Below are 25,167 nucleotides of genomic sequence, written 5' to 3'. Positions count from 1 at the left end.
GGCGCTCACATCTCGTTGTGGTCGACGCGGGGGTCGGCCAGCCCGTAGAGCAGGTCGGCCAGCAGGTTGCCCGCGAGCACCGCCAGCGCGGAGAGCGCGGTCAGCGCCGCCAGCAGCGGGAAGTCGGTCGAGGTGGCGGCCCGCACGGTGGCGGAGGCGATGCCGGGCCAGCTGAAGACGGTCTCCACCAGCAGCGCCCCGGTGATCAGTTCGGGTATGCGGGTGCCCACCAGGGTGAGCACCGGCAGCAGCCCGGAGCGCAGCGCGTGCCCGGTCAGCACGGTGCGCTCGTTGATGCCCCTGGCCCTGGCGCCGCGCACCGGGTCCTCGTGCAGCGCGTCGGAGACGCCCTGCCGGACGTAGAGCACGAACCACGGCAGCTGCGAGATGGTCAACACGGCGGCCGGCAGCGCCAGATGGCTGACCAGCCCGCCGAACGTGACGGTGTCGCTGCCCGGTTCGGTGAGTCCGCCGGCCGGCAGCACGTCGAGTTGGAGGGCGAAGAGCCAGATGGCCAGCAGCGCCAGCCAGAACGGGGGCGCCGCCTGGAGGGTGTAGCTGAGCGAGCTGACCACCCGGTCCAGCCAGCCCCCGGGCCGGCGGGCGGCCAGCACGCCGAGCGCGGTGCCCAGCAGCACCGAGGCGACAAAGGCCACCCCGCACAACAGCAGGGACCAGCCGACGCGTTCGGCGATCACCTGGGAGACCGGCTGCCGCAGCGAGAGGGACTGCCCGAGATCGCCGCCGAACACCGAGCCCAGCCAGCTCCACCACTGCTCGACAAAGGTGCCGTCGGGCGAGAGGTTGGCGCGCAGCGCGTCCAGCGTCTCCTGGGAGGCGGAGCTGGCGTCCCCGACATAGCGCCGCACGGGATCGAAGGGGGAGGCCGCGGCCACGGCGAACATGCCGAGCGTGACCAGGGCGAGGACCGGGACGGCGGCCAGCAGCCGCCGCCCGGTCAGCCGGGCCATCGCGGCCCAGGGGACGTTCACGAACGGACCCGCCACTCCTCCACGTTCCACCAAGGGCCGTGCCCCAGGCCGTGGTCGTGCGGCTCGACCTGGGTGGTCACGCCGTCCCAGGCGTCGGCCATCACATAGACGTGGTCGATATGGGTGAGGAAGGTGTAGCCCGGGTCCTCGGCCAACTCGCGCTGCACGGCCTCGTAGGCGGCCTCGCGCTCGGCCTGGTCGCCGCTGCGCCGGCCGGCGTCCAACTGCTCGTCCACGGCCGGGTTCCGGTAGTGGGCCATGTTGTTGTAGCCGTTTCCGGCCAGCTCGGAGTAGAGCAGGGTGTAGAGCTGGAAGTCGGGGTCGGCCGGGTCGCCGCCGCCGGAGAGCACGGCGTCCTCGGCGAGTCGGCCCTCGATGATCTCCCAGGAGCCGGACTCCACGGTGATGTCGATGCCGATGTCCTTGGCATCCGACGCGTAGGCCAGGGCGTGCTCCTGCCGCAGCCGGTCGCCGGCCGGGTACCAGAGGGTGAACGCGGCGCGCTCGCCGTCCCTGGCCCTGGTGTCCCCGCCGTCCAGCGTCCAGCCCGCCTCGTCCAGGATGCGGCCGGCCTCCTCGGGGTCGAACTCCCGCTCGGTGCCTTCGGCGAACCAGGGGCTGGCGGTGGGGATCGCGTTGTAGGCGGGGTGCCCCGCGTCCAACAGGATGCTCTCCACCATCAGTTCGCGGTTGACGGCGAGGTCGAGCGCCTGGCGCACGGCCTGGTCGCCGGCGACCGGGTTGTCCGAGGGGAGGGTGACCGCCCGGAAGTCGGCGCTCTCCGCGTTGACGGTGATCATCCCGCCCTCGTCGGCGAAGCCCTCGGCGAGGTTGGGCGGCAGCACGGCCGCGTCCAGGTCGCCGGAGCGCAGCCGGGTGGCGCGCACGTCGTCGTCCGGGATCACGGCCATCGTGACCCGCTTGACCTCGGGCTCACCGCCCCAGTAGTCCGCGTTGGCGGTGAGCGAGATCCGCTCGCCCGGGGACCAGTCGGTGAGCACATAGGGCCCGGTGCCGACCGGTTCGGTGTTGTAGGCACCCGTGTTCACATCCTGGTCGCCGACGGCCGCCGCGGAGGCGATGGGAAGCACGGTGCGCTCGGCGAAGGGCGCGTACGGGTACTCCAGGGTGAACACCACGCCCAGCTCACCGTCCGCCACCACGCTCTCGATCGCGTCCAGTTCGCCCTTGGCGGGGTTGTTGGTGCCCTCGTCCAGGATGGCCTCGTAGGTGAAGACCACATCGGCGGAGGTGAACGGCTCCCCGTCGCTGAAGGCCACCCCCTCCCGCAGCGTGTAGCGGTAGGTGAGGCCGTCCTCGCTGATCTCGGGCAGCTCGGTGGCCAGCGCCGGTTCGAGACCGAGTTCGTCGTCGTGGCGCAGCAGGCCGTCGAAGATCTTGGAGTTGCCGTCCTTGCCGTAGCCGAGGAGCGGGCTGAGCGTCTCGGGCTCGTTGGCTATGCCGATCACCACGCTGTCCTGGCCACCGCCTCCGCCGCCCCCGTCGCCGTCGTCGTCGCTGGGCGCCGAGCACCCGGCGGTGGCCACCACGGCGGCCACCGCCGTCGCCACGACACCGCCGCCGTACCGCCTGCGGACCGTCATCACCCACACCCCTGCTGATCGCCCTGTGTTATTGCAATACCTTCGCAACTAGGACGTCATTAAAACAGGTGCTCGGGTGGGCTTGTCCAGAGCTGTCCGGTCCCTGATCAGCGGCTACGCCCGGCACGCTCAGCGCGCGCCACCAAGCCCCCGTTCGGCCAGCCAGTCGAGACGGACCAGGGACTGCGAGGCCCGGCCGCCCCCGTGGTCCCCGAACTCCCACACGGTGATGTCCCTCTCCCCCGCGTACCGGTTGTAGGCGGCATAGACGGTGGACGGCGGGCAGACCGGGTCCATCAGGCCCACGCTGAACAGCGCGGGGGCGGTCGCCCGGGCCGCGAAGTGCTGTCCGTCGAAGTAGTTGAGCACGTCGAACACCCGGGCGGGCGCGACCCGTTGATGGCTGCCCAGATAGGTCACCAGCTCCCGGTAGGGGCCCTCGCCCGCGATATCGGAGCCGCGCCGGTAGTGGCACAGGAACGGCACATCCACCAGCGCGGCGGCCACCGCGTCACCGGCCAGTCCGGCGGTGGCCAGCGCCAGCCCGCCCCCCTGGCTGCCGCCCTCCACGATCACCCGCTCGGGATCGACCGCCGGATGCGCGCGCACCGCGTCCACCGCGCGCACGCAGTCCGTCATCAACCGCCGGAAGTAGTAGCTCTCCCGGCTGGCTATCCCCCGCGTCATGAACCCGCCGAACCACTGGGCGCCCGCCCCGGGATCGGGATCGGGAGTGTCATGGCCCTGCCCACGGCTGTCGACCACGAGTTGGGCGTACCCGGCGGACGCCCACAGCAGACGCTCCAGATAGAGGCCGCGTCCCCCGCTGTACCCCTGGAAGCCGACCACCGTCGGCAGCGGCCCGCGCACGCCGCGCGGCAGCAGCAGCCACGCCGCCACCGGCTGGCCGCCCCAACCGGGGAACCGCACGTCGAAGACGTCGACCGAGGAGAGCCGCACCGGGCTCACCGGCCGGTACTCGGCCTCCCGCCCGGCGCCCGCCGCCCGCGCCTCGTCCAGCGTCCCGGACCAGAACTCCGCGAAGTCGGCCGGCGCGGCCACCCCCGAGTCATAACGGCCCAGCTCCTCCAACGGCAGATCGGTCAGCGCCATGGCCAGCCCTTTCGTCCCCGCCGGCCCGCCCACGAGCCGGTATCCGATCAACGCGGGAAAGCTACGTGGTGCCCCGTTCCCGGTCAACGGCTGCCCACGGCCGCGCACTCGAAGGCGCGGTGGCGGCCACGGACCGTGGACCACCTCGCCGATCCGGACGCCTGGCTCAGCCGGCTGACGCTCCAGCGCGGTGCGCCCGCCCTCCTGGCTGGGCGCGGCGCTCCTTGCCGGCGACCACCTCCCGCCCCGGGGGCCGCCATCGGCGACGTGAGCAAGCACCCTCGTCGATGCGGTAGAGTTCTGCTGCGCGGTGATCGAGGGCAAAGCCCCAGATCAGACGGGCACCGGGACGTGGCGCAGTTTGGTAGCGCACTTGACTGGGGGTCAAGGGGTCGTGGGTTCAAATCCCGCCGTCCCGACGGTGCTGAAGGCTCGCTGAGCGAGGGGTGTTCTCCCAGCTCAGTGGGCCTTTCGCCATTCCCGATCAAGGATCACCGCACCACCCGGAGATGCCCCCGCGTTCCGGTCCTGGGGAGCAGCGGGGTCCCGCCCCACCGCGAGATGAGCGCTGAGCGCGGTCCTGGCCTCCGTGATCGACCGGCGGTCGGGGTGGAGATACCGCGACGGGGTGGTCGGCGGGTCGGTGGTGATGTGGTCGGTGTGGGGTCGGGGTTGTTGCCCGAGGTGGTCGATGAGGGGACCGGCGGCGATCGTGCGGGTGATCGCTTCGTGTTGTGCTGCTTGCTGGAGGCGGATGGCGGCCTTGCTGAGGAGGCGGCGGGTGGCTCCTGGGGGCACCAGCTGCCGGCGTTTGAGGTGGGTGAGTTGGGCCGGGTCGAGCACGCCCCGGCTGCCCCGCTCGGCGCACCGCACCCGTGGTGCAACGCGCCCGGCCCGGACTCCTGCGGTTCCTGGACTCCTTCAACGATCATGCAGCGTTCATCCCGGGAAGGCATGGCGATGTCCTGGCCACCAAACAGCTGTGCCGGGTTTTGATCGCCGACTCGACGCCATGCCCTACCGGGAGAACAACCTCACCCGGTGGATCGTCCTGACCTCCGAGGCCCGCGAGCTGTATGCGACCTGGGAACGGACCACGGCGGAGATGGCCGCGGTCCTGCGTCTGCACGCCGGCCGCCACCCGGACAATGCCCGGACCGCCGAACTGGTCGGCGAGCTGACGATTACGGCGAGGTCAGGACTACACCCCGCGCGTCAGCCCCCCGCCGTACGCCGCCAAGTCCTCGCCCGCTGCCGGCCACTCGACGGCGGCCGGGGCCTTCCCGCAGCCCCGGCCCGGCGCAAGGCCCGCCGAGAGTACGAGAACCGCGTCAGTGCCCTCACGCCCTGACCAAGATCGTTCTCACCGCTGACCGCTGTACCGATTCCCCGAAGCAGCGATCCAGGTCAGCCGCCACCGCTGATTTCTGGTCGGGTACTTCCCGAGGGTGTGGCTGTGCTGCGGGGCCGGTGCGTTCATGGGGTGTTCAACCCCATTGCGCGGCGTGCGCTCTTCACGGTGCGGGCGGTGGGCGCGATGAAGGCGTGCAGCAGTTGCAGTGCGCCGTCGCACTGATCGCCGACGGCTGCGAGGTCGCGGTGCCTGCGCCCGCGGGTGCCCCGGCCAGAGGGGTCGACAAGGTCGAGTTCGTGGACGACCTGGTGTCGGGCGTTGAAGAACGGCTGGTGGCTCTTGAGTATCTGATCGTCGAGGGCGGACTCCTGCTTCAAGCCGAGGGCGTTGCGGCAGCGAACGAGGTCGACACCACCCTGGATACTGGAGCCGGCCAGGTCCTTAACGTAAAGATCGATCAGAGCGGAGCGCGGGTCGATGTCGACGACGGCCTGCTTGGTGGCCGTAGTCATGTCGCCTGCGAGGCGGTTGGCCATGAAATGGGCGACGAAGGCGCCATGTGCGTCGCCGGCCGTGGAGAGTAGGGTGTGCAGGGAATCTCGCAGCAGGGTGCGCAGACAGGCATCGATACCGGCCGCGGTGAAGACGATGGCGGCTCGGGCCTGGTCACGGTGGGTCTCGGAGACGGCGCCGCGCATGTCGTCCTGACCAGCGCGCAACTCGTTGAGGGTGGTGAACAGCCCTGCCACGGACTTATGGGTGGCCACCAACCGAGCCCAGCTTCGCTGGACCTCCGGTGGGCAGCCGTGGGGCTTGCGGGGAAGGTCGCTCAGCTCGACGAGGGTCAGTCTCGACAACGTCTCTCCTTGGCCATGTCCGCGAGGTGCCTGCGGCCTTAGTGACCATTCTGGAGGACGACTTCAGACCAACCTCCCCGCCGGCCGCCTCATGATCGAAGCCCTCGGCTCCCCTACGGGCAGAACTGGTTCCGATACTCCCCGAGAGCGTTCCTAGACCCGGCCGGCCAGAGGGGCACGTCAGGCAGCCGGTCAACAGTCAGGACGCGGGCGATCTAACGGCACCTCGACTCGATCATGTACTCGACGACGCCATACACCTCGGTCTGGTCCTCGATCACGGTTCGGCGCAACAAGTCTGACCAGGAGTAGGACAAGGGGTGGCACGTTTCGTCGGCCTGCCACTCCAGCCGGTGGACCAGGGCACGCGGTGCGTTCCACGGCGCCCTGCCGTGGTCTTTGGCCAATCGAGTGCGGTGGTGTGCTGCTCGATGGCGTCGGCGGTCTGCTGGAGATTGAAGCCGCGCTCCTTGAACTTGAAGTAGCCCATCACCGAGGTGATGACGGAGACGGCGGTGCCGAGGCCGATGAGAATTCCCTTGCCAGGCTGTGGGGGGTCGTACAGGGCGGTGACGGCGGGGATGGCGGCGGAGCACAGAATCAGCGCCCACTGGAGCCAGTTGTGTCGGCGGCGGTAGGTCGTGCTCTCGGCGCGCAGCCGGTCGATCTCCCGAGGGATCGCCTCCCGGTAGGAGTACTGTCGCTCGAAAGCGGCGCGAGTGGCCTTCGAGGCAGCAAGGATTCGTGCCTCATCGGCCAGTTCGAGATCGAGTCTCAGCTCCACAACCGACTTGGCTCGCTGACAGAGCCGCCCCTTCTCATCTGTGAACTGTGGCTGCTTGGTATCGAATTGTTCGACGAAGATGGCACACCCAGCACCAAGGGCGATAGAAACGATGACGCCGAAGATGTTGATGGGCATCATGTCGAAGCGACGCCAGGTAAAGGCGGTCATGCCGACGAGGAAGAGCAGCAGCAGTGGGACGCCGACGCATAGAATGAGCGTGGCGGCACCGATCATGCGAGTGCGCCTGATCTGACGCTTCAGGTCGGCAATGGCGCGCCGGTGGGCTATCAGGTCGGCGATGGGGTCGTTTGAGTCGAGGCCGGACTGGGGCACGTGCGGGCTTCCCCCATGGCCGAACGGACTGGCGGTCAGAACCGCCCTGGTCCAAGGTCCTCACTGATCACGAGGGCCTCTCAGCATCTTGTTGTAACGCGAGTGGCGGGGCAGCGGCTCCTGTTCGGCAGGATTGACGCAAAGATGCTCCCGCTGGCTGGATCCTCACTACTGTGCTGCTGGCCTCAGGCTGTGCGCGCTGCGGTCGGCGCGCGCGCTCGGCCTGGTCCTCAACGCCTTGGTGCAGTTCAACACCCGCTCCCCGCCACGGCACACGCGCCGGGCCAAAACCGGATGGTGCCGCAGATCAACCGTCGAGGCGGCGCTTGCTGAGCCAGGCGACCATCTCGGGGTCGTGGTGGTCGAAGAACAGGGTCGTGCCGGTGTCGAGGGCGGCGATCTGCGTCGTCTGGTCCTCGGTGAGCTGGAAGTCGAAGACGTCGATGTTCTGCGCCATCCGGTCGGGGTTGACGGACTTGGGGATGGTGACGATGTCGCTCTGGATCAGCCAGCGCAGTACGACCTGGGCGACCGACTTGCCGTGCGCCTCGCCGATGCCGGCGAGGACGGCGTTGGTGAACAGGTCGTTCTTGCCCTCGGCGAAGCCGCCCCACGCCTGGTGCTGCACCCGGTGCTCGCGCATCAGGGTGTGGTCGGGGTTGCGCTGGAAGAAGGGGTGGGTCTCGATCTGGTTGACCTGCGGGGTGATCTCGTTGTTGAGGATCAGGTCCAGCAACCGGTCGGGGTAGAAGTTGGCGACGCCGATCGCCCGGGTCAGGCCCTCGCGCTGGGCGGCCTCCATGGCGCGCCACTGGCCGTAGACGTCGCCGTAGGGCTGGTGCATCAGGTACAGGTCGACGTGGTCGAGGCCGAGTCTGGCCAGGGAGGTCTCCAGAGCGCGGCGGGTGTTGACCTGGGCTGGGGCGTCCTGGACCCACAGCTTGGTGGTGACGAAGAGTTCCTCGCGCGGGATGCCGCTGTTCTTGATGGCGTGGCCGACGGCTTCCTCGTTGCCGTAGGCGGCGGCGGTGTCCAGCAGCCGGTAGCCGGCCTCCAGGGCCTGGGTGACGGCCTGCTCGGTCTTGTCCGCGTCGATCTGGAAGACGCCGAAGCCGAGGATCGGCATCTGGAGGCCGTTGTTCAAGGTGACGTGCTGCACGGGATTCTCCTGGCAGGGGCGGGTGGCCGGCCGATAGGCCGGCTCAGCGGGTGGGTTCGGTGACCTGGGCCAGGACGCCGGTGGCGCTCATCGCGGCGGGCCAGCCGGCGTAGAAGGCGAGGTGGGTGATCGCTTCGGCGAGTTCGCCGGGGGTGAGGCCGTTGTCGAGGGCGCGGTTCAGGTGGCCGGTGAGCTGGGCGTCGCGGCCCAGCGCTACCAGGGCGGCCACGGTGACCAGGCTGCGCTCGCGCGGGGACAGCTCCGGGCGCTGCCAGAGGTCGGCGAACAGGACGTCGTCGGTGAGGTCGGCGAGTTTCGGGGCGGTGCGGCGGACGAGGTCCGGCGCGATGCGCGGGTTGGTGCCGGTCATCCGCGTTCCATCATGCGCATCTGGGCCTCGTTGTGGGTGTCGCCGGCGGCCGGGGGCAGGCTGCTGAGCGTGGTGAGCTGGTCGTCGGTGAGGCGGACGGCGTCGGCGCAGGCGTTCTCCTCGACGCGGGCCACGCGGCGGGTGCCGGGGATCGGCGCGATGAAGTCGCCCTGCGCGAGCAGCCAGGCGAGGGCGACCTGCGCCGGGGTGGCGCCGATCTCGGTGGCGATGGCGGCGACTTGATCGGCCAGGCGCAGGTTGTGCTGGAAGTTCTCGCCGGTGAAGCGGGGGTTGTCGGCGCGGAAGTCGCTGGTGTCGAACTGTGCGGGGTCGCGGATCGCGCCGGTCAGGAAGCCGCGTCCGAGCGGGGAGAACGGGACAAAACCGATGTTCAGCTCCCGCAGCACGGGCAGCACACGGGCCTCGGGGTCGCGGGTGAACAGCGAGTACTCGGACTGCACCGCGGTGATGGGGTGGATGGTGTGGGCGCGGCGGATGGTGTCGGGCCCGGCCTCCGAGAGGCCGATGTGCCCGATCTTGCCCTTGGCGACGAGTTCGGCCAGCGCGCCGACGGTCTCCTCGATCGGGGTGCCGGGGTCGACGCGGTGCTGGTAGTACAGGTCGATGTGGTCGGTGCCCAGACGCTTGAGGGAGCCCTCGACGGCGGCGCGGACGTTGGCCGGACTGCTGTCGGTGCCGCCGTCACGGCCGGTGTGGGAGATCAGACCGAACTTGGTGGCCAGCACCACCTGGTCACGGCGGCCCTTGAGAGCCCGACCCACCAGTTCCTCGTTGGTGTAGGGGCCGTAGACCTCGGCGGTGTCGATGAAGGTGACGCCCAGTTCCAAGGCGCGGTGGATGGTGCGGATGGACTGGTCGTCGTCGGTGCCGGAGCCGGTGTAACCGTGGGACATGCCCATGGCTCCCAGGCCGATGCGGGAGACGTCCAGGTCGCGCAGTTTGGTGTGCTTCATGAGTGGTCCTGTTCGTTCGCTGGTCGATGCCGGTTCGCCGAGCGACGGCTGCGGGGGGCCGCGGCGCGGCGGCCGGTACGGGAAGTGCTGGGGGCGGCCGCAGCGCGGTGTTCTCGTTCCGTGCGGGCGCGGGCGCGGACGGCGCTTGCCGCGAGAGGGCAGGTCAGAGCGCCTGGCCGGCGGGGCGGAGCAGGATCTCGTTGATGGCCAGGTGCCGGGGGCGCTGGAGGGCGAAGGTGACGACCTCGGCGATGTCCTCGGCGGTGACCTCGGCGACGTCGTAGAGCTCCTTGGCGCCCTGGCGGGTGGCTTCGTGGGTGATGTGGGTGGGCAGCTCGGTGGCGACGACACCCGGCTCGATCACGGTGACGCGCACGTCGGGCAGGAGCTCCTTGCGCAGGGACTCCGACCAGCCATTGATGCCGAACTTGGTGGCCGCGTACACGCCGCTGCCGACGTTGGCGACCCGGCCCGCGACGGAGGAGACGTTCACGATGTCGCCACCGCCGTCCTTGAGCTGGCCGAGGAACACCTCGGTGGCCGTGATCGCCCCGAGCAGGTTGACCTCGATCATCTTGCGGTAGTCCTCACGCTGCTCGGCCGAGAACGGACCCAGCAGCATCACCCCGGCGTTGTTCACCAGCACGTCCGTGCCGCCGAACTCCCGCTGCACCTGTTCGGCCGCCGCGACCAGGGCGTCACGGTCGGTGACGTCGGCGGAGACGGCGATCGCACCGTCGCCGAGCTCCTCGGTGAGGGCCTTGATGCGGTCCGTGCGGCGGGCGAGAAGCGCGACCCGGTAGCCGGCGGTGTGCAGGGACCGGGCGGTCGCGGCACCGATCCCGGAGGAAGCACCGGTGATGACGGCGACGCGCCCCCGCGTCTGGTCCTGGCTCATCGTATTGCCTGTCCTTCATCGTCACGTTGCGTGGCCGACCGCCCGACGGGGGTCGAAGCCCGGCGGTCCGGATCACCCGGACGTGGCCATTCCAGCACCGCCCCGCAGACGGGACGAGGAACCGCTTATACGTGTACTGGCAGTCACTCCTACGCATCCCCGCACGGCCGTACCGTGGAGGCCATGGACAACCAGGCCGAGGTACGGGACTTCCTGCGCACCCGACGCGACCGCATCACCCCCGAGCAGGCAGGCATCGTCACCGGAGGCCGCCGCCGCCTGCCCGGCCTGCGCCGCGAGGAAGTCGCCATGCTCGCCGGAATGAGCAGCGACTACTACGCCAAGATGGAACGCGGCAACCTCGCCGGCGTCTCCCCCGAAGTACTCGACGCCCTCGCCCGCGCCCTGCGCCTGGACGACGCGGAGACCGAGCACCTGCACGACCTCGCCCGCGCCGCGAACCCCTCACCAAGCCGCCGCCGGGTCCGTCCCGCCCAGTCGACGGTCCGCCCCTCCCTCCAGCGGTTCCTCGACGCGATCACCGGCGCACCCGCATGGATCGTCAACCAGCGGGCCGACATCCTCGCCACCAACCCACTCGCCCGGACCCTGCTCGCCCCGCTGCTCGACGACCCGGACACCCGGAACAACACCGCACGGTTCATCTTCCTCAGCCCCGCCGCGCGCACCTTCTACCCGCAGTGGGAGCACGCAGCGGACGCCTCCGCCGCCAACCTGCGCACCGCCGCAGGACGCAACCCGCGCGACAAGGCCCTTTCCGACCTCATCGGGGAACTCGCGACCCGCAGCGAAGCCTTCAGCCGCCGCTGGTCGGCCCACGACGTCCGCCTGCACCGCACCGGCACCAAGCACATCCACCACCCCGCGGTCGGCGACCTCGAATTCGTCTACGAAGGCGTCGAACTGCCGGACCATCCCGGCTGGATGATGTTCACCTACACCAGCGCCCCCGGCTCACCGACCGAAGACCGGGTCAAACTCCTCGGCAGCCTCGCCGCCTCGCAAACCGACGCGCAGGCGCCCGCACCCGTCTCCCAGCCCGGCGAGACATGAGCCACTCCGGCGGCAGGGGTCAGTGAAACGGTCCTGTCGACAAGAACGCCCGGCGTAACCACCCCCTCGGATGCCCCCTGCTCGCCGAGGTGGGTCAGGGAGGAGTGCCGGTACTCGTGCAGGCCCCAGCCGGTGCGCGGTGTGCTGGTCGAGCAGGGCGCGGGCCCGGCCGTAGGACAGCCGGGCCAGGCCGGTGTCCGGACAGACGTCCCGGGCGGAAGGCCCCTTCCCCGGGCCGCGGGTGCGGCCCTTGAGCAGCCGCGGCAGTTGCCGGGCGGTGCCGGCGTCCCAGAACACCGTCTCCAGCACGTAGTCGGCACGACTCGCACCGCGCCGGCACACCTGGACCGCGGCACCGAAGATGGACCCGAAGAAGGCACCGGCCCCCGCACCGGTCCCGTATGTGGGGGCATCGCGACGCGGCAGATCGGATCTCACATCCGGCGCACTTCCTGATCGGCCGGCTGGAGTTCCTCATCAACCCCGGAGGGTTCGCTACCGCCACGGCTCATTGGACCACTCGGGACCGCACGCCAGTCGTAACGCCAGCCGGGCTCGCTGAGCCGGGAGAATCCTCCCAGCTCAGCGGGCCTTTCGCCATTCCCGATCAAGGATCACCGCACCACTCGGAGATGCCCCCGCGTTCCGGTCCTGGGGAGCAGCGGGGTCCGCGCCCGGACGACGCGCCGTCAGACGGCTGTTGAGCGCCTCCCCCGCCCGGAGAATCGAGTCGGTGCTCGGCTGCGGGTGGCGCCGCGTGGTCGCCAACCACCGCCGCACGGCGCCTGGCCTGCCGGGAAGCGGCGGACGAACGCGGGCCGCCGGCCGATCCGCGGGCACGGGTCGTTTCGGTCGCTACTCGGCCCGCAGGACGAAGAACAGGAAGGACAGGAAGCGCGGCATGGCCGCGATGGCCTCGGGAAACCGCTCGCTGGCGGCGGGATCAGGATCCGGCTCGCTGATGACCGTGATCCGGAAACCAGCCCCGGTGAACGCCTCGATCGTCGCGTGCAACGGCCTGTGCCAGCGACTCACCAAGGCGGTCTGGCCGCCGATCGTCCACTCCACGGTCCAGTTGGTGGTGTCGAAGTAGTCGCATTCCGCCTCGCGGCCGGCCTCGCGGTGTATGAGGTTGACGGCAAAGGGATGGTCGACGGAAGCGATCAGCCGACCGCCGGGCTTGAGGACGCGTCGCAGCTCGGCCAGAGCGGGCCCCCAGTCCTCCAGGTAGTGCAGCACCAGGGACGCGACCACGTCGTCGAACGTGTCATCAGGATAGGGAAGCGGGCTGCCCAGGTCCGCCACCCGCAGGTCCGCACCGACGCCGAGCCGCCGCCGGGCCAGCTCCAGCATCCCGGCGCTTGAGTCGAAGCCACTCACCATGGCGCCACGGTCGCCCAGCGCGGCGAACAGGAGCCCCGATCCGCAGCCGACGTCGAGGATCCGCCGGCCGGCCACGTCTCCGGCGAGGGCCAGCATCGCGGGACGCTCGTAGTAGGCGTTGACCAGGTTGGTTTCGTTCACGGCGGCGTATGCCTTGGCGAAGCTGTCGTAGTCGTTGACCTTCGGCGGATCGACTCCCGCCGCGCCTGGCGAGGCCAGCCTGACGGACATCACGTGTTCTTGGCGCTCGTTGGAGATCATGGTGTGGGCTTCCTCATCGCTCTGCTTCTCGTGTTCGGCGCGCGACCCGGTCCGGCCGTCGAGGCCCTCGCGCAGGACATCGGCGTGCCCGGTATGCCGGACGGACTCGCCGAGGACATGGATCATGGTGGCGAACAGGTTCGTGTGGGACGGGGCTCCGGCCGCCACGGCACGTGGCCGGGGGCGTCGAGGGCAAGCTCGTTGATCGTCGCGTCCGGGTGTTCCCAGGTGCGCCGGTAGAGCCCGATGATCTGATCGCGGGTCTCGTCCTCCGTCGCCCAGGGATCGTCGCCGTCGGAGTCAGTCCGGCGGGCGTCGTGTGCGGACAAGCCGTCGGGTTTCCGGAGCAGCGCCTCGCGGCCTGGCGCCAGGCGGCTCGGCGAGCACCTCCCGGTAGGTGGCACGGTGGTCGCCCTGCGCGGGCTCGGCGGTTGGGGTCATGACGCCCAACCTCGCCGTGCCCCCGCGCCCAGCACCAATGATTCGTCGCTGGACGAATCGGAACAGACATCCCTCGGTAGCATGGCGCGGTGCTCCGCTTCGAAGTCTCCGTCGAGGACCTGTTGCGCAGCCGTTTCGCGCTGTCGCCCGCGCTGGACCTCTGCCTCATGCTGCGCTCACTCGCTGGCCAGGGCGGACCGCTGCCGCGCGCGTGGGCCAGCCGGCTCCTCCCGGCCTTTGAGCGGCTTCGCCGCGAGAGTGAGCTGAACGCCGTCCTCGCGCTGCACAACCCGCGAACCGGACCGAGCTTCGTGGCCCCGCCCCCTCGTGGGCTCAACCAGACCTGGGCAGACGACCTGGCCATGATCCGGGCCACACCGCTGGAAGCGGCCCGCCTCGAAATCGCCGCCCACGCGACCGGCCCGTCCGCCGGTGATCCCCGCGTGCGCGCGGTGCTGGACTCGACGGACGCCGTCTCCAGGATCGCCGAGGCGATGGACCGGGCCTGGCACGAACTGCTCGCCGCTGACTGGCCGCAACTGCGCGCGATCTGTGAGCGCGACGTCGTGCACCGGGTGGGTACGATCGGCGAACGCGGATGGGTCACGACCATCGAGAGCCTGCACCCGAGCATCACCTGGCAGGCCGGCGGTATCGAGATCGGCCACTTCTCCCACGTCGAGCCCGTCCGCCTCGCCGGCGACGGACTCCTGCTGATCCCTTCGGTCTTCGTCGCGAACATCGCCGCCCACCTGGCAGACCCCTGGCCCTGGCCCAGGACCTTGGTCTACCGTGCCCGCGGCATCGCCGCCCTGTGGGGCGAGCAGGAGACCGTCCCCCGACCGGACACGCTGACCGCGCTGATCGGCCGGTCCCGGGCCCGGCTGCTGTTGGCGCTGGAGGCCCCGGCCAGTACCAGCCACCTCGCCCGAAGCCTCGCCATGACACCCGGCGCGGTGGGAGACCACCTCGCCATCCTGCGCGGCGCGGGACTGCTCGTCCGCGCCCGGTCCGGACGGTCGGTGCTCTACCGGCGCACTCCGCTCGGCGAGGCGCTGGTAGGCGGTACGGGCTGAGGGATCAGATCGGCACCGCTGTTGAGACACCGCCAGGCGCCCCGAGTTGGAGGCCGCCGCGCGGGTCGCCGGTGGGATCCCGCTCCTCCGGCATCGCCGTGACCCTCGACGTGCACGAGCACAAGCGCCTCGGTCGCGGCACCGAACTCGCCATGCTCGCCGAGGAACCAAGAGTGAGCGACGCCGGCCTGGAGTTCCTCGCGGGAGCGCCGAAGTGCTCGCGGCCGTGTCCGGCATGGAGCGCGAGTACATCCGCGACCGCACCCGGGAAGGCCACCGTACGCGACGTGCGTGAGACCGGCTCCTGAGCCGACGGCCCACCCGAGGGCGGAGGTCAAACCTTCGTGAGGACGAAGAACAGGAAGCACAGGAACCTGCCCGACTCCCTCTGCTCGAAGACCTCGGGGAACCGTTCGCGGGTGCCGGGCCCCGGGGCCGGTTCGCTGATGACGTCGATCCGGAAGCCGGCCGCGGTGAACGCGTCGGTGATCGCGTGCAGCGGCCGGTCCCAGAAGGTCATCAGGTGCTTCGTGCCGCCGAGTTCCCACCACTGGGAGGTGGAGCGGGTCGCGAAGTAGTCGGTTCCGGGCGGTGCCGTCAGATGGCTGACGAAGGGGTGGTGGACTGACCCGATGAGGCGCCCGCCGGGCTTCAGCACGCGCCGCAGTTCGGCCAGGGCCGTCGTCCAGTCCTCCAGATAGTGCAGGACCAGGGAAGCGACGACGTCGTCGAACTCGGCGTCGGCGAAGGGCAGCGGGCCGCCCAGTTCGGCGCGTTCCAGCACCACGGCGTCGCCGAGCCGGCGCCGGGCCAGCGCCAGCATTCCGGCGCTGGAGTCGAACCCGGCGACGACGGCGCCCCGCTCGCGCAGGGCGTCGGCCACGGGGCCGGCGCCGCAGCCGGCGTCGAGTATCCGGCGGCCCGCCACGTCGCCGGCCAGGTCCACGATCGCGGGGTGCGCATAGTAGGCGTTGAGGAGGCTGATCTCGTTGTAGTCCGCATACGCCTCGGCGAAACCGTCGTAGTCGTTGACCCTCTCCCCGGGCCCCGGGGGAGCCTCGACGGGACTGACCACCATCTGCTGGTTCGGTGGGACATCCGCCTGTTCCGCGGAACTCTCGGGAGCGGCGGTCCCGCCGGTTGTTCCGGGGTGGTTCGGCATGGTTAACCTCGTTTGTTCGGGCCACAGTGGGCGTGGCGGGAGATCCGCGGATCCCCGGGCTGCGGAGGGCACAGCGAAACCCTGAACGAGTGATTGAGTTTTGTCAATCACTCGCGGTCCTGCCCTTCCCCGGGCTGCCCGCTCTTCAGTACGCTGCTGGTCATGACCGAACGCCGGCCGGCGACCGACGCGGAGGCGAAGGCGCTCGCCTCCGCCCTCCGCCTGCGCATCCTGCGCATCTGCGTGCGGAAGCCGCACACGAACAAGGAGATCGCGGCGATCCTCGGGCGCGACCCGGCCAGCGTGCTGCACCACACCAGGACGCTGGTCCGCACCGGATTCCTGGAGGCGCAGGAAGAACGGCGCGGCGCGCGCGGCGCACGAGAGATCCCGTATCTGGCGACGTACAAGAGCTGGCGCCTCGAAACGCCGGCGCTGGACCGGTCGATGCTCGACGCGTTCCTGGAGGAACTCGCCCTCGTCCCCGATGCGGAGGCCGAGGGCACCAGGATGGCGCTACGCCTGCCACCGCCGCAGATGGAGGAGTTCCGCACCCGGCTCAAGGATCTGCTGGAGGAGTTCGCCGCCCGCCCGGACGACCCGGCCGCGCCCGCCTGGTCGCTCTTCATGGTGGTGCACTCCGACCCGAACCGCCCCTGACGACACGGCCCTCGTGCCCACCGGCCGCGGCAGCGCCGATTGATCGAACCCACGCCTGGACGACGACGGTGCTCTGACGGCCGCGTGTGCGGTCGAACTCCGCGAACGGCTCCTCCGCTCGGCGGCGTTCACCTGAGGAGCCAGCTGACGACGCCCTCAACGGCGCCGCTCACGGCGGCCAGCGCGAGGAGGCGCAGGGCCTTGGCGAGCAAGCCGCGGGGACGGGTGGCCGGGTTCGGGGTGTGGGTGTCGCTCATGGCGGTCTCCTTCGCCGCGTGGCGGGTCGCCCGATGCGACCCGGCTGCGGCACCAGTCCCGCGCCTCCGGGGAGTTTCCGGCGAGGTGTCGGAGCGCTGCCGGAGGCTTGTGCGGCCGTGACAAGCCTGGTGGGCTGGCATCTCACAGTCTTTTCCGGGGAGTTCGGGAGGGTGGCGTGGAGCAGCGCGCGCGGCGGTTCGGTGCAGAGCTCGCCAGGGCGCGCGAGAGCGCGGGGCGCCCGACGCTGGAGCGCCTGGTGCGCCTCGGAAAGGAGCAGACCCCGCCAGCGAGGATCGGCGTGTCGACCCTCAGCGACTGGCTGAACGGCCGCACCGTTCCCGACCCGCGCCACGACCGGTATGTCATGGCCCTCGTCGGCTTTCTCCAACAGCGAGCGGCGCGCTCAGGAAGCGGATACGTAGGGCGGAGCGAGGGGTGGTGGCAGCAGCTCCTGGCGGCGGCCCGTTCGGAGCGCGACTCCATGCGCGGCGGTCGCCCCGCCACCCGGGCCGCGTCACCGGGCCCGCCGCCCGGTCCTGTGACGCTGCCCCGTGACCCGGCGGGATTCACCGGCCGTGCCGCCGAACTGGCCGTGATCCTGGATCTGCTGGACCCTGACGGCGGTCCCCATGGCGGTCCGGGAGACGCCGCGGCGGCTGCGGTGGTCGTGTCGGCGGTGGCGGGGATGGGAGGCGTCGGTAAGACGGCCCTGGCTGTGCACGCCGCTCACCAGGCTCGGGCGCGAGGGTGGTTCCCCGGCGGGATCCTCTTCGCCGACCTGCGTGGTCACAGCAACGCCCCGCAGGTGGAAACGGGTGCGATCGCGGACCGTTTCCTGCGCGCTCTCGGGGTGAGGGCGAAGGACCTGCCAGGCACCGATGAGAAGCTGGATGCCTGGCGCCTCCACCTGAACACCCAGGCAGCGCGGGGCCGTCCGCTCCTCGTGGTCCTGGACAACGTTCGCGAGCCCGGCCAGATCGGCCCCCTGCTGCCCGCCGCACCGCACCGGGCCCTGGTCACCTCGCGGCACACCCTGTCCTCGCTGCCCGCCCGCCGCGTCGGTCTCTCCCCGATGCAACCGGCTGACGCCGTCGACCTCGTGGACCAGACGCTGCGGGCCGGCGGCACCGACGACGCTCGCGTCACCGCACAGCACGACGACGCACTGCGGCTGGCACGGCTGTGCGGGCACCTGCCGCTGGCGCTGAGGATCATCGGGGCGCTGCTGCGGGACGAGCCCGACCGGCGGCTGGTCGACCAGGCGGACGAACTGGAGGATGTCCAAACCCGCCTGGACCAGCTCGCCTACGACGGGGAGGACGACGAAGGTCGCCCCTTGGCCTTGCGGGCGTCGCTGGAGCTGTCCCACCAGCACCTGACCCGGCCGCAACAGCACGCGCTGCGCCTGCTGGCCGCGGCGCCCGGGCCGGACGTGTCGACCGCCGCGGCCACCGCGCTGCTCGGTGAGACCGCCACCCAGGCCCGGCGTCTGCTCGCCGCCCTGGCCAGGACCCACCTTCTGGAGCCCGCCACCGCAGGGCCGGAGCGCTGGTCGATGCACGACCTCGTCCGTCTCTTCGCCGACGACCTCGGCCAGAGAGAGGCGGTACGCGACGGCCGAGCGGCGGCGGTGTCGCGCCTCCTCCACCACTACCTCACCACCGCCCAGGACGCCGACTCCCACCTGTGGCCCACGCCGCCACCCGCTTCCGGAACCTTCGCGGACCGCGGCCAAGCGCTGGCGTGGCTGGAGGCCGAGCGCGGCAACCTTGTCTCGGCCGCCCTGGCCGCCCCCGGGCACCACGCCGCGGCCACTGGCCTCGCTCAGGCTCTCACCATGTACTTCACCCACGCCGGCCACTTCGCCGACTCCATCCGCCTCAGCACCGCCGCCGCCACCGTCTCCCGCGAGGCCGGCGACCGCCTGGGCGAGGGCCGCGCCCTGAACACTCTCGGGACAGCCCTGATCCACGTTCGCGACTTCGAACGGTCCGTCGACATCTTCACGGAGCTCGTCGACATGTACCGGCATACCGGCGACCGGCACAACGAGGCCATGACGTTGGCCAACCTGGGCGGCGCCCTGACACGTCTGGAGCGATTCCCCGAGGCGGCCGAGACCTTCCAACGCGCACGCGCCCTCTTCCGCGTGGCGGACGACTACTACAGCGAGGCACAGGTGATGGGGAACATGGCGGCTCTCATGGTGGACGCACGCAAGCCGGAGCGCGCCGTCGGGACCCTCACCGAGCTCGCGGCCCTCTTCCGCAGGATGGGCGACCACCGCAGCGAAGGCGCGACACTGAGCAACCTGGGGCGCGCCCTGCGCAAGTTGGGCCAACTGAACGAGGCCATCACGACGTACCACGACGCGATCGCCGCCTGCCGGGACGCTGGCGACCGGCACACCGAGGGCACGACGCTGTACAACCTCGGCGCCACCCTGATCGCGTCAGGCCGGGCGGTGGAGGCCGCCGAGACGCTCACCGACGCGATCACCGTCTGCCAGGAGACCGGCGACCGCCACGGCGAGGCCATGGCTCTTGGCAGCCTCGGCCTGCTCCGGAACCAGGAGGGGAGATGCACCGAGGCCGTCGACCACCTCACCACCGCTGCCGCCCTCTTCGGGGAGACGGGCGACCGCACTCGTGAGGGCCTGTCGCTGAGCAACCTCGGCGGCGCCCTCGTCGCAACGGGCGAACTGGCCGACGCCGTCAACGTCGGCGCCCAGGAGCTGGCCATCTGCCGCGAGCTCGGCGACCGCCACAGCGAGGGCATCGTGCTGACCAATCTCGGACGCACGCTGTCCGAGCTCGGCCGCTTCACCGAGGCCGCCGGCCACCTCACCGCCGCGGCCGTGCTCTTCCGTGAACTCGGCGACCCCGTCCGCGCGGACAAGGCGCTGGTGCACGCGGCGCGGGCCCGTGCCGCGCGAGAACTGCCCAACTGATCCCTGTTCCGCGAGGCCCGTGCACGGGGCGGTGCCGGCGTCGCGCGACCCACGCGGCCCCACGGAGGGGATGACTCCGCGTGGAGCGCCGACGCGACCAACCGGTCGAACTCCCTGGCCAAGGCCCCGGATCTCGCCCCCACGTCGGTGACTCCGGCCGGGCCTCAGGACCTTACGACTGGCCCTGCCCCACGCGCGCGACAGCGCAGGACCAACTGACGTCGAACCTCATGGCTCAGTGCTGTCGCGGCACAGGTTCTGGCTCGACTTCCGTGCGGCGGTGGCTCTCCGTCACGCGAGGAGGACTCGTGCGCAAAGGAGGGGGAAGCCGGCTCGGACGGCGGCGGCGCTCGGGGGCACGCCGGGCGGGCGGCCTCGGTCAGCGCGCCCCGGGCTCGCCGAAGATGAGGGCGAGTTGGGCGTCCAACGCGGCGACCGCGTCCTTCTCCGCGTACTGCCGTGACAGCAGTTGCATGCCGAGGCCGTCGACGAGCGCCATCAGGCCGATCGCCGCGAGTTCGGGATCGATGCCGTCAGCTCCGGCCGCGCGCAGCTGCCGCGCGATGAACCCGCGCATCCCTTCGGCGTCCTCGCGCATCCCTTCCCGGATCGCCGGCTTCACCGCGGCGTACGCGAGGAACGCGAGCCCGACGTGGCCCTCAAGTCGTCGGGTGTCGTCGAGCGGCAGGATCTGGAGCAGGACGCCGCGGACGAACTCGCGCGGTGTCGCCGACGACGCCGCCGCCTCGGAGCGGGCGCGAATCCGGTTCCCGACCATGGCCAGCGCGAACGTCATCATCTCGTCCTTGGTGCGGAAGTAGTGCTGCACCATCCCGGTCGAGACGCCCGCCTCGGCCGCCACCTGGCGCAGGCTCACGCCCTCAAGACCGTGTGTCGCGGCAAGCCGCATCAGCGCGTCGGCGAGCAGCTCGCGGCGTTCTCCGTGGTCGACCCTCTGCGGCATGGGGCGACTTTACATTGCACCTGTATTGTCACGGGTATGCATTGCAGTCGTATTGGAAAACGGGTGGCCGGTCATGGAGGACGTGGTCGGCGCGAAGGAGGTGGCCGGCATGGACGTGCTTGAGCTGACGGCGATCGGCCGCGAACAGCACGACCTGGTGGGCGGCAAGGCCGCCGGTCTCGCCGGGCTGATCCGACTCGGCGAGCGGGTGCCGGACGGCTTCTGCGTGACGACCGAGGCGTACGGGAACGGGCGGGTGCCGCGCGCCGAGGTGCTCGCCGCGTACGAACGCCTCGGCGGCGGACCGGTCGCGGTCCGCTCCAGCGCCACCGCCGAGGACCTGCCGCACGCCAGCTTCGCCGGCCAGCAGGACACGTACCTCGGCGTCACGGGCGGCGAGGCACTGCTGGCGGCCATCGAGGCATGCTGGGCCTCGCTGCACTCCGCACGCGCGACCGCCTACCGCGAGGCCAACGGCGTCCCGCACGATTCGGTCCTGATGGCCGTCCTCGTCCAGCGCATGGTCGACGCCGAAGTCGCCGGCGTGCTGTTCACCGCCGACCCGCTGACCGGCTCGCGCGGCGCGAGCGTGGTCGACGCCGCGCCGGGACTGGGGACGGCGGTCGTCGACGGGGCGGCGGCAACGGACCACTACGTGCTGGACGGCACGGAGGAGGGGGAGCGCGGTTGCCTCACGCCGGCCCGCCGAGGGGAACTGCGCGCGGCCGGTGCGCGGATCAAGGAACTGCTCGGCGGGGAGCAGGACATCGAGTGGGCCTACGACCACGACGGCACGCTGTGGCTGTTGCAGGCGCGCCCCATCACCACTCTCTTTCCCGCGCCGCCGTCGAGTGACAAGCCGGGGCCACGGCTGTACGTCGAGTTCGGCCATGTCCAGGGAATGCTGCGGCCCGCCACGCCCATGGGCATGTCGACACTGAGGTCGATGCTGGCTGGCATGCTCGCGGCGTTCGGCCTCACGGTCGAGATCGTCGACATCGGCGGGCGGCTGTACGGCGACCTGACCGACGCGCTGCGCGATCCCTCGACGCGGCAGCGGCTCGTCAAGCTGATGGCGGTCGACTTCGGGCCGCGTGCGCAGAGGGCGGTGGAACACCTTCTGGACGATCCGCGGTTCGCGCCGGGGAAGACGCGCCGTAGGCGGGGTGCCGCCGCCATGAGGACCGGCCCCAAGGCCGCCGCCGGGATCCTCGGCGCGCTGGCCCGTCCGGCGCGGGCGCGCGCCCGCGTCTTCGGCGAGATCGAACGCCTCCGTCGGCAGCAGGTCACCGATCCGGCCACGGCAGCCGAGCTGCTGGAGCTGGTCGAGCGGGACGCGGAGTCGAGCACGCTCGCCGACGCGATCATCTGGCCCGTCGTCAGCGGACTCGCCGTATCCGCCGCGCTGCCGCCGCTGCTCAAGGACATCGCGGGCGAGGACGAGATCCACACGGTGCTCGGCGGGATGCCGCACAACGTCACGATCGAGATGGACCTCGCGCTGTGGGAGGTGGCCCGGCGGGCGGAGCCGCACCGCGAGATGCTGCTCCAGACCCCGCGATCGGATCTCTGCGCGGCCCAACTGGCGGGCACCCTCCCGGACTTCGGCCTTGACGCGTTCCTCGAAAGGTACGGCGTCCGGTCGGCAGCCGAGGTCGACGTCGGCGTACCGCGCTGGGCCGAGGACCCGACGCCGGTGTTCACCATGCTCGCCAACTACCTGCGCGTCACCGACCCCGAGCAAGCCCCGGACCGTCGTTTCGAGCGCGCCGCTGAGCGGGCCGAGTCGATGCTCACCGATCTCGCCCGGCGGGCCCGCAGCAGGCACGCGCTGCGGGGACGCCTCGCCGGCTTCTTCCTCCGCAGGTCCAGGGAGTTGTCCGGGCTGCGCGAGGCGGGCAAGCTCGTCGGGCTCTACGCCTTGCGCGACCGCCGTCGCCGCCTGCTCCTGATCGGTGCCGAGCTCCACGCGAAGGGGCTGCTCGCAGGCCCTGACGACGTCATGTTCCTCGACCTCCCCGAGTTGCGCACGGCAGTGGAGAGCGGTGCCGACCTGCGGGACACCATCGCCGCCCGGCGTGCGGAGTACGAGCGCGAACGACGCCGTCGCACCGTTCCGGTCGCCCTGCTCTCGGACGGTACGGACGTGGAGACGCTCCTGCCGGCCCCACCGTCCGACGGGCGGACGCTCACCGGCATGGGCGCGGCAGCCGGTCGCGTCACCGGCCGGGCCCGCGTGGTCCGAGAGCCATCCGACGCGTTCATCGAACCCGGGGAGATCCTCGTCGCCCCGACGACCGACCCGGGCTGGACCCCGCTGTTCCTCACGGCCGGCGGGCTGGTCACGGAGACCGGCGCCGTGATGGCCCACGGGCCGACGGTCGCCCGCGAGTACGGCATCCCGGCCGTCATCTGCGTGCCCGCCGCCACCACGCGCATCCGCGACGGACAGCTGATCACCGTCGACGGGGCGACGGGCACGGTCACGCTGGAGGAGGTCCCGGGAGCGTCGGAACCGGTTCAGCGGTAGCGGGGTGATCTTCGTCCCGGTCCGACGACCGGCCGCCGTCGGTTGAGGCGGCTCGACCGGACGGCGGACGCGGACACGGTGTCGCGGTGCGCCGCGCTGAGGACAGGCGAGCCGCGGAAGGCCGTCCGTACGCTCATCCCGGGTCGCTGTTGAACTTCGCGGTGGACCAGAGGTAGCCGAGCACCGTCAGTCCCAGGCACCAAGCGACAGCGAGCCAGCCGTCGTTCCCGATCTCGCTGCCGAGGAGCAGGCCGCGCAGGGTCTCGATGGCGGGGGTGAACGGCTGGTAGGCGGCGATCGGCTGGAACCAGCCCGGCATCGTGTCGACCGGGATGAAGGCGCTGGAGAGCAGCGGCAGCAGGATCAGCGGCAGCGCGTTGTTGCTGGCGGCCTCCGCGTTCGGGCTGATCAGACCCATGCCGACGGCGATCCAGGTGAGCGCCAGAGCGAAGAGGACGAGCAGCCCGAACGCGGCCAGCCACTCCAGGGCGGTGGCGTGCGCGGACCGGAAGCCGATCGCCACGGCGACGCCGCCCACGAGAACCACGCTCATGACCGATCGGAGGACGCTGCCGACCACGTGCCCGATGAGCACCGAGCCACGGTGGATCGCCATGGTGCGGAAGCGGGCGACGATGCCCTCGGTCATGTCGATGGAGACGGAGACCGCGGTCCCGATCGTGGTGCTGCCGACGGTCATCAGGAGCAGCCCTGGAACGAGGTAGGCGATGTAGTCGGCGCGGTCCGCGCCGCCGCCGCCGATGCCCGCGGTCATCACGTCTCCGAAGATGTGGACGAAGAGCAGCAGCAGCATGACGGGGGTGAGCAGCAGGTTCAGCGTCATGGACGGGTAGCGCCGCGCGTGCAGCAGATCGCGGCGCAGCATGGTGGACGAGTCGCGCACGGCGAGTGGGAGGGAACTCATCGGGGGCTCTCCTCGGGCTGGTCGGGAAGGCGGGCGTCGCCAGCGGTCAGGGCGAGGAACACGTCGTCGAGGTCGGGGGTGTGCAGAGTCAGCTCGTCCGCCTCGATGCCGGCCGAGTCCAGCCAGTCGAGAAGGGAACGCAGTTCGCGTTGGCTGCCGTCGCTGGGGAGTTGGAGGGTGAGGGCGTCGTCGTCGGGGGTCGTCTCGCGCAGGGCGGTCGCGGCGGACCGGTAGGCGGCCGGGTCGGTGAAGCGGAGGCGGACGTGGCCGCCGGGGACGAGCCGTTTGAGCTCCTCGGCGCTGCCCTCGGCGGCGATCCTGCCGTTGTTCAACACCGCGATGCGGTCCGCGAGTTGGTCCGCCTCTTCGAGGTACTGGGTGGTGAGCAGGACGGTGACGCCCCCGGCGACCAGCTCGCGGACGATCCCCCACATGGTGTGCCGGGAGCGTGGGTCGAGGCCGGTGGTCGGCTCGTCGAGGAAGATGACGCGCGGGGCGCCGACCAGGGTCATGGCGATGTCCAGGCGGCGCTTCATGCCGCCGGAGTAGGTGGCGGCCGGCTTCCTCGCCGTCGCTACGAGGTCGAATCGCTCCAGCAGTTCGGCGGTGACCCGTCGCCCCTCGCGCGGGGTGAGGTGGTGCAGGTCGGCCATGAGGAGCATGTTCTCCTCGCCGGTGAGCAGCCCGTCGACGGCGGAGAACTGTCCGGTGACGCCGATGGTGGCGCGCACCGCGCCCGGGGCGGTGGCGAGGTCGTGGCCGGCCACCCGGGCCTGCCCGCCATCGGGGGAGATGAGGGTGGAGAGGATCTTCACGACGGTGGTCTTGCCGGCGCCGTTCGGGCCGAGCAAGGCGAACACGGAACCGGCCGGGAGCCGCAGATCGATCCCGTCGAGGACGAGCTTGTCGCCGTACGACTTGCGCAGGCCGTCGGCCAGGACGGCGAGAGGCGGGTCGGCGGCGACGGAGGTTTGGCTGGATGTGGGCATGACAGATGAGGGCATGGGCCCTTCCGATCGAAGGTTGAAGGCCGAAGTGACGT

Annotated in this window: 21 protein-coding genes, 1 tRNA gene and 2 pseudogenes; 7 read left to right on the top strand and 17 right to left on the bottom strand. The window is 71.0% G+C overall.

The annotated features are described in order from the left end of the window. Window positions 1-5: 5 nt before the first annotated feature. From K4G22_RS31025 to K4G22_RS31015, 3 genes are all read right to left on the bottom strand, one after another. Window positions 6-971 (bottom strand): ABC transporter permease, encoded by a 966-nt coding sequence (locus tag K4G22_RS31025; RefSeq protein ID WP_228084283.1) that lies wholly within the window; start codon window positions 969-971, stop codon window positions 6-8. Window positions 972-988: 17 nt separating this feature from the next. Next, window positions 989-2,596, bottom strand: coding sequence for an ABC transporter substrate-binding protein (locus K4G22_RS31020; protein ID WP_228083799.1), 1,608 nt, complete (start codon window positions 2,594-2,596; stop codon window positions 989-991). 129 nt (window positions 2,597-2,725) lie between these two features. Next, window positions 2,726-3,709 (bottom strand): acetylxylan esterase, encoded by a 984-nt coding sequence (locus K4G22_RS31015; protein WP_228083798.1) that lies wholly within the window; start codon window positions 3,707-3,709, stop codon window positions 2,726-2,728. A 345-nt stretch (window positions 3,710-4,054) separates the two neighbouring features. On the opposite strand from K4G22_RS31015, the gene K4G22_RS31010 reads away from it, so the two are divergent. Further along, window positions 4,055-4,128: transfer RNA gene (locus tag K4G22_RS31010), tRNA-Pro, on the top strand. A 40-nt stretch (window positions 4,129-4,168) separates the two neighbouring features. On the opposite strand, the gene K4G22_RS31005 is transcribed toward K4G22_RS31010, so the two are convergent. Next, a complete protein-coding gene (locus K4G22_RS31005; RefSeq protein WP_228083797.1) occupies window positions 4,169-4,552 on the bottom strand; it encodes a hypothetical protein in 384 nt (127 codons plus the stop codon). Window positions 4,553-4,584: 32 nt separating this feature from the next. On the opposite strand from K4G22_RS31005, the pseudogene K4G22_RS31000 reads away from it, so the two are divergent. After that, window positions 4,585-5,060 (top strand): annotated as a pseudogene (locus K4G22_RS31000) (MmyB family transcriptional regulator). Between the two features lie 125 nt (window positions 5,061-5,185). On the opposite strand, the gene K4G22_RS30995 reads toward K4G22_RS31000, so the two are convergent. From K4G22_RS30995 to K4G22_RS30970, 6 genes are all read right to left on the bottom strand, one after another. Beyond that, window positions 5,186-5,812, bottom strand: a complete 627-nt coding sequence (locus K4G22_RS30995) for a hypothetical protein (RefSeq protein WP_228083795.1) — start codon at window positions 5,810-5,812, stop codon at window positions 5,186-5,188. A gap of 385 nt (window positions 5,813-6,197) precedes the next feature. Further along, complete coding sequence (locus K4G22_RS30990) at window positions 6,198-7,040, bottom strand: DUF4231 domain-containing protein (RefSeq protein WP_228083794.1); 843 nt, start codon at window positions 7,038-7,040, stop codon at window positions 6,198-6,200. Between the two features lie 307 nt (window positions 7,041-7,347). Beyond that, complete coding sequence (locus K4G22_RS30985; protein ID WP_228083793.1) at window positions 7,348-8,199, bottom strand: aldo/keto reductase; 852 nt, start codon at window positions 8,197-8,199, stop codon at window positions 7,348-7,350. A 43-nt stretch (window positions 8,200-8,242) separates the two neighbouring features. Next, the gene (locus K4G22_RS30980; protein WP_228083792.1) at window positions 8,243-8,569 is read right to left on the bottom strand and encodes a carboxymuconolactone decarboxylase family protein; all 327 of its coding nucleotides are present in this window, start codon (window positions 8,567-8,569) and stop codon (window positions 8,243-8,245) included. After that, entirely contained in the window at window positions 8,566-9,543 is a 978-nt protein-coding gene (locus K4G22_RS30975; RefSeq protein WP_228083791.1) for an aldo/keto reductase, read from the bottom strand. The genes K4G22_RS30980 and K4G22_RS30975 overlap by 4 nt, the downstream gene beginning before the upstream one ends. A 163-nt stretch (window positions 9,544-9,706) precedes the next feature. Next, the gene (locus tag K4G22_RS30970; RefSeq protein ID WP_228083790.1) at window positions 9,707-10,441 is read right to left on the bottom strand and encodes an SDR family oxidoreductase; all 735 of its coding nucleotides are present in this window, start codon (window positions 10,439-10,441) and stop codon (window positions 9,707-9,709) included. Between the two features lie 183 nt (window positions 10,442-10,624). Between K4G22_RS30970 and K4G22_RS30965 the strand changes: the two genes are divergently transcribed. Further along, window positions 10,625-11,515: a helix-turn-helix transcriptional regulator gene (locus tag K4G22_RS30965; RefSeq protein WP_228083789.1), complete on the top strand. Its 891-nt coding sequence runs from the start codon at window positions 10,625-10,627 to the stop codon at window positions 11,513-11,515. Window positions 11,516-11,583: 68 nt separating this feature from the next. On the opposite strand, the pseudogene K4G22_RS30960 reads toward K4G22_RS30965, so the two are convergent. Then, window positions 11,584-11,872 (bottom strand): annotated as a pseudogene (locus K4G22_RS30960) (site-specific integrase); the annotation flags it as partial. 498 nt (window positions 11,873-12,370) lie between these two features. After that, window positions 12,371-13,285 carry a class I SAM-dependent methyltransferase gene (locus K4G22_RS30955; protein WP_322785152.1) on the bottom strand — a complete coding sequence of 305 codons (915 nt, stop codon included), beginning with the start codon at window positions 13,283-13,285 and terminating at the stop codon, window positions 12,371-12,373. A 404-nt stretch (window positions 13,286-13,689) separates the two neighbouring features. Between K4G22_RS30955 and K4G22_RS30950 the strand changes: the two genes are divergently transcribed. Next, complete coding sequence (locus K4G22_RS30950) at window positions 13,690-14,676, top strand: winged helix-turn-helix domain-containing protein (protein ID WP_228083788.1); 987 nt, start codon at window positions 13,690-13,692, stop codon at window positions 14,674-14,676. A 334-nt stretch (window positions 14,677-15,010) separates the two neighbouring features. On the opposite strand, the gene K4G22_RS30945 is transcribed toward K4G22_RS30950, so the two are convergent. After that, window positions 15,011-15,754, bottom strand: a complete 744-nt coding sequence (locus K4G22_RS30945) for a class I SAM-dependent methyltransferase (protein ID WP_228083787.1) — start codon at window positions 15,752-15,754, stop codon at window positions 15,011-15,013. A gap of 246 nt (window positions 15,755-16,000) precedes the next feature. Here K4G22_RS30945 and K4G22_RS30940 point away from each other — a divergent pair, with 246 nt between their 5' ends. Continuing rightward, the gene (locus K4G22_RS30940) at window positions 16,001-16,498 is read left to right on the top strand and encodes an ArsR/SmtB family transcription factor (RefSeq protein WP_228083786.1); all 498 of its coding nucleotides are present in this window, start codon (window positions 16,001-16,003) and stop codon (window positions 16,496-16,498) included. Between the two features lie 128 nt (window positions 16,499-16,626). Here K4G22_RS30940 and K4G22_RS31745 read toward each other — a convergent pair whose 3' ends face one another. Continuing rightward, the gene (locus K4G22_RS31745) at window positions 16,627-16,755 is read right to left on the bottom strand and encodes a hypothetical protein (RefSeq protein ID WP_265590257.1); all 129 of its coding nucleotides are present in this window, start codon (window positions 16,753-16,755) and stop codon (window positions 16,627-16,629) included. 176 nt (window positions 16,756-16,931) lie between these two features. On the opposite strand from K4G22_RS31745, the gene K4G22_RS30935 reads away from it, so the two are divergent. Continuing rightward, the gene (locus K4G22_RS30935; RefSeq protein WP_228083785.1) at window positions 16,932-19,706 is read left to right on the top strand and encodes an ATP-binding protein; all 2,775 of its coding nucleotides are present in this window, start codon (window positions 16,932-16,934) and stop codon (window positions 19,704-19,706) included. A 379-nt stretch (window positions 19,707-20,085) separates the two neighbouring features. Here the strand turns inward: K4G22_RS30935 and K4G22_RS30930 are convergent, their stop codons facing one another. Beyond that, complete coding sequence (locus K4G22_RS30930; RefSeq protein WP_228083784.1) at window positions 20,086-20,670, bottom strand: TetR/AcrR family transcriptional regulator; 585 nt, start codon at window positions 20,668-20,670, stop codon at window positions 20,086-20,088. A 73-nt stretch (window positions 20,671-20,743) separates the two neighbouring features. Here K4G22_RS30930 and K4G22_RS30925 point away from each other — a divergent pair, with 73 nt between their 5' ends. Further along, entirely contained in the window at window positions 20,744-23,200 is a 2,457-nt protein-coding gene (locus K4G22_RS30925) for a PEP/pyruvate-binding domain-containing protein (RefSeq protein ID WP_228083783.1), read from the top strand. Window positions 23,201-23,333: 133 nt separating this feature from the next. On the opposite strand, the gene K4G22_RS30920 is transcribed toward K4G22_RS30925, so the two are convergent. Both K4G22_RS30920 and K4G22_RS30915 read right to left on the bottom strand, forming a co-directional pair. Then, the gene (locus tag K4G22_RS30920) at window positions 23,334-24,125 is read right to left on the bottom strand and encodes an ABC transporter permease (protein WP_228083782.1); all 792 of its coding nucleotides are present in this window, start codon (window positions 24,123-24,125) and stop codon (window positions 23,334-23,336) included. Continuing rightward, on the bottom strand, window positions 24,122-25,129 hold the full coding sequence (locus K4G22_RS30915) for an ATP-binding cassette domain-containing protein (RefSeq protein ID WP_228083781.1): 1,008 nt from the start codon (window positions 25,127-25,129) through the stop codon (window positions 24,122-24,124). The genes K4G22_RS30920 and K4G22_RS30915 overlap by 4 nt, the downstream gene beginning before the upstream one ends. Window positions 25,130-25,167 lie beyond the last annotated feature (38 nt).

It is taken from the genome of Streptomyces profundus (genome assembly GCF_020740535.1).
In the GTDB taxonomy this organism is placed as follows: Bacteria; Actinomycetota; Actinomycetes; order Streptomycetales; family Streptomycetaceae; genus Streptomyces; species Streptomyces profundus.
Note: the sequence above shows the minus strand (reverse complement) of the source record. Positions and strands in the feature narration are given on the sequence as shown.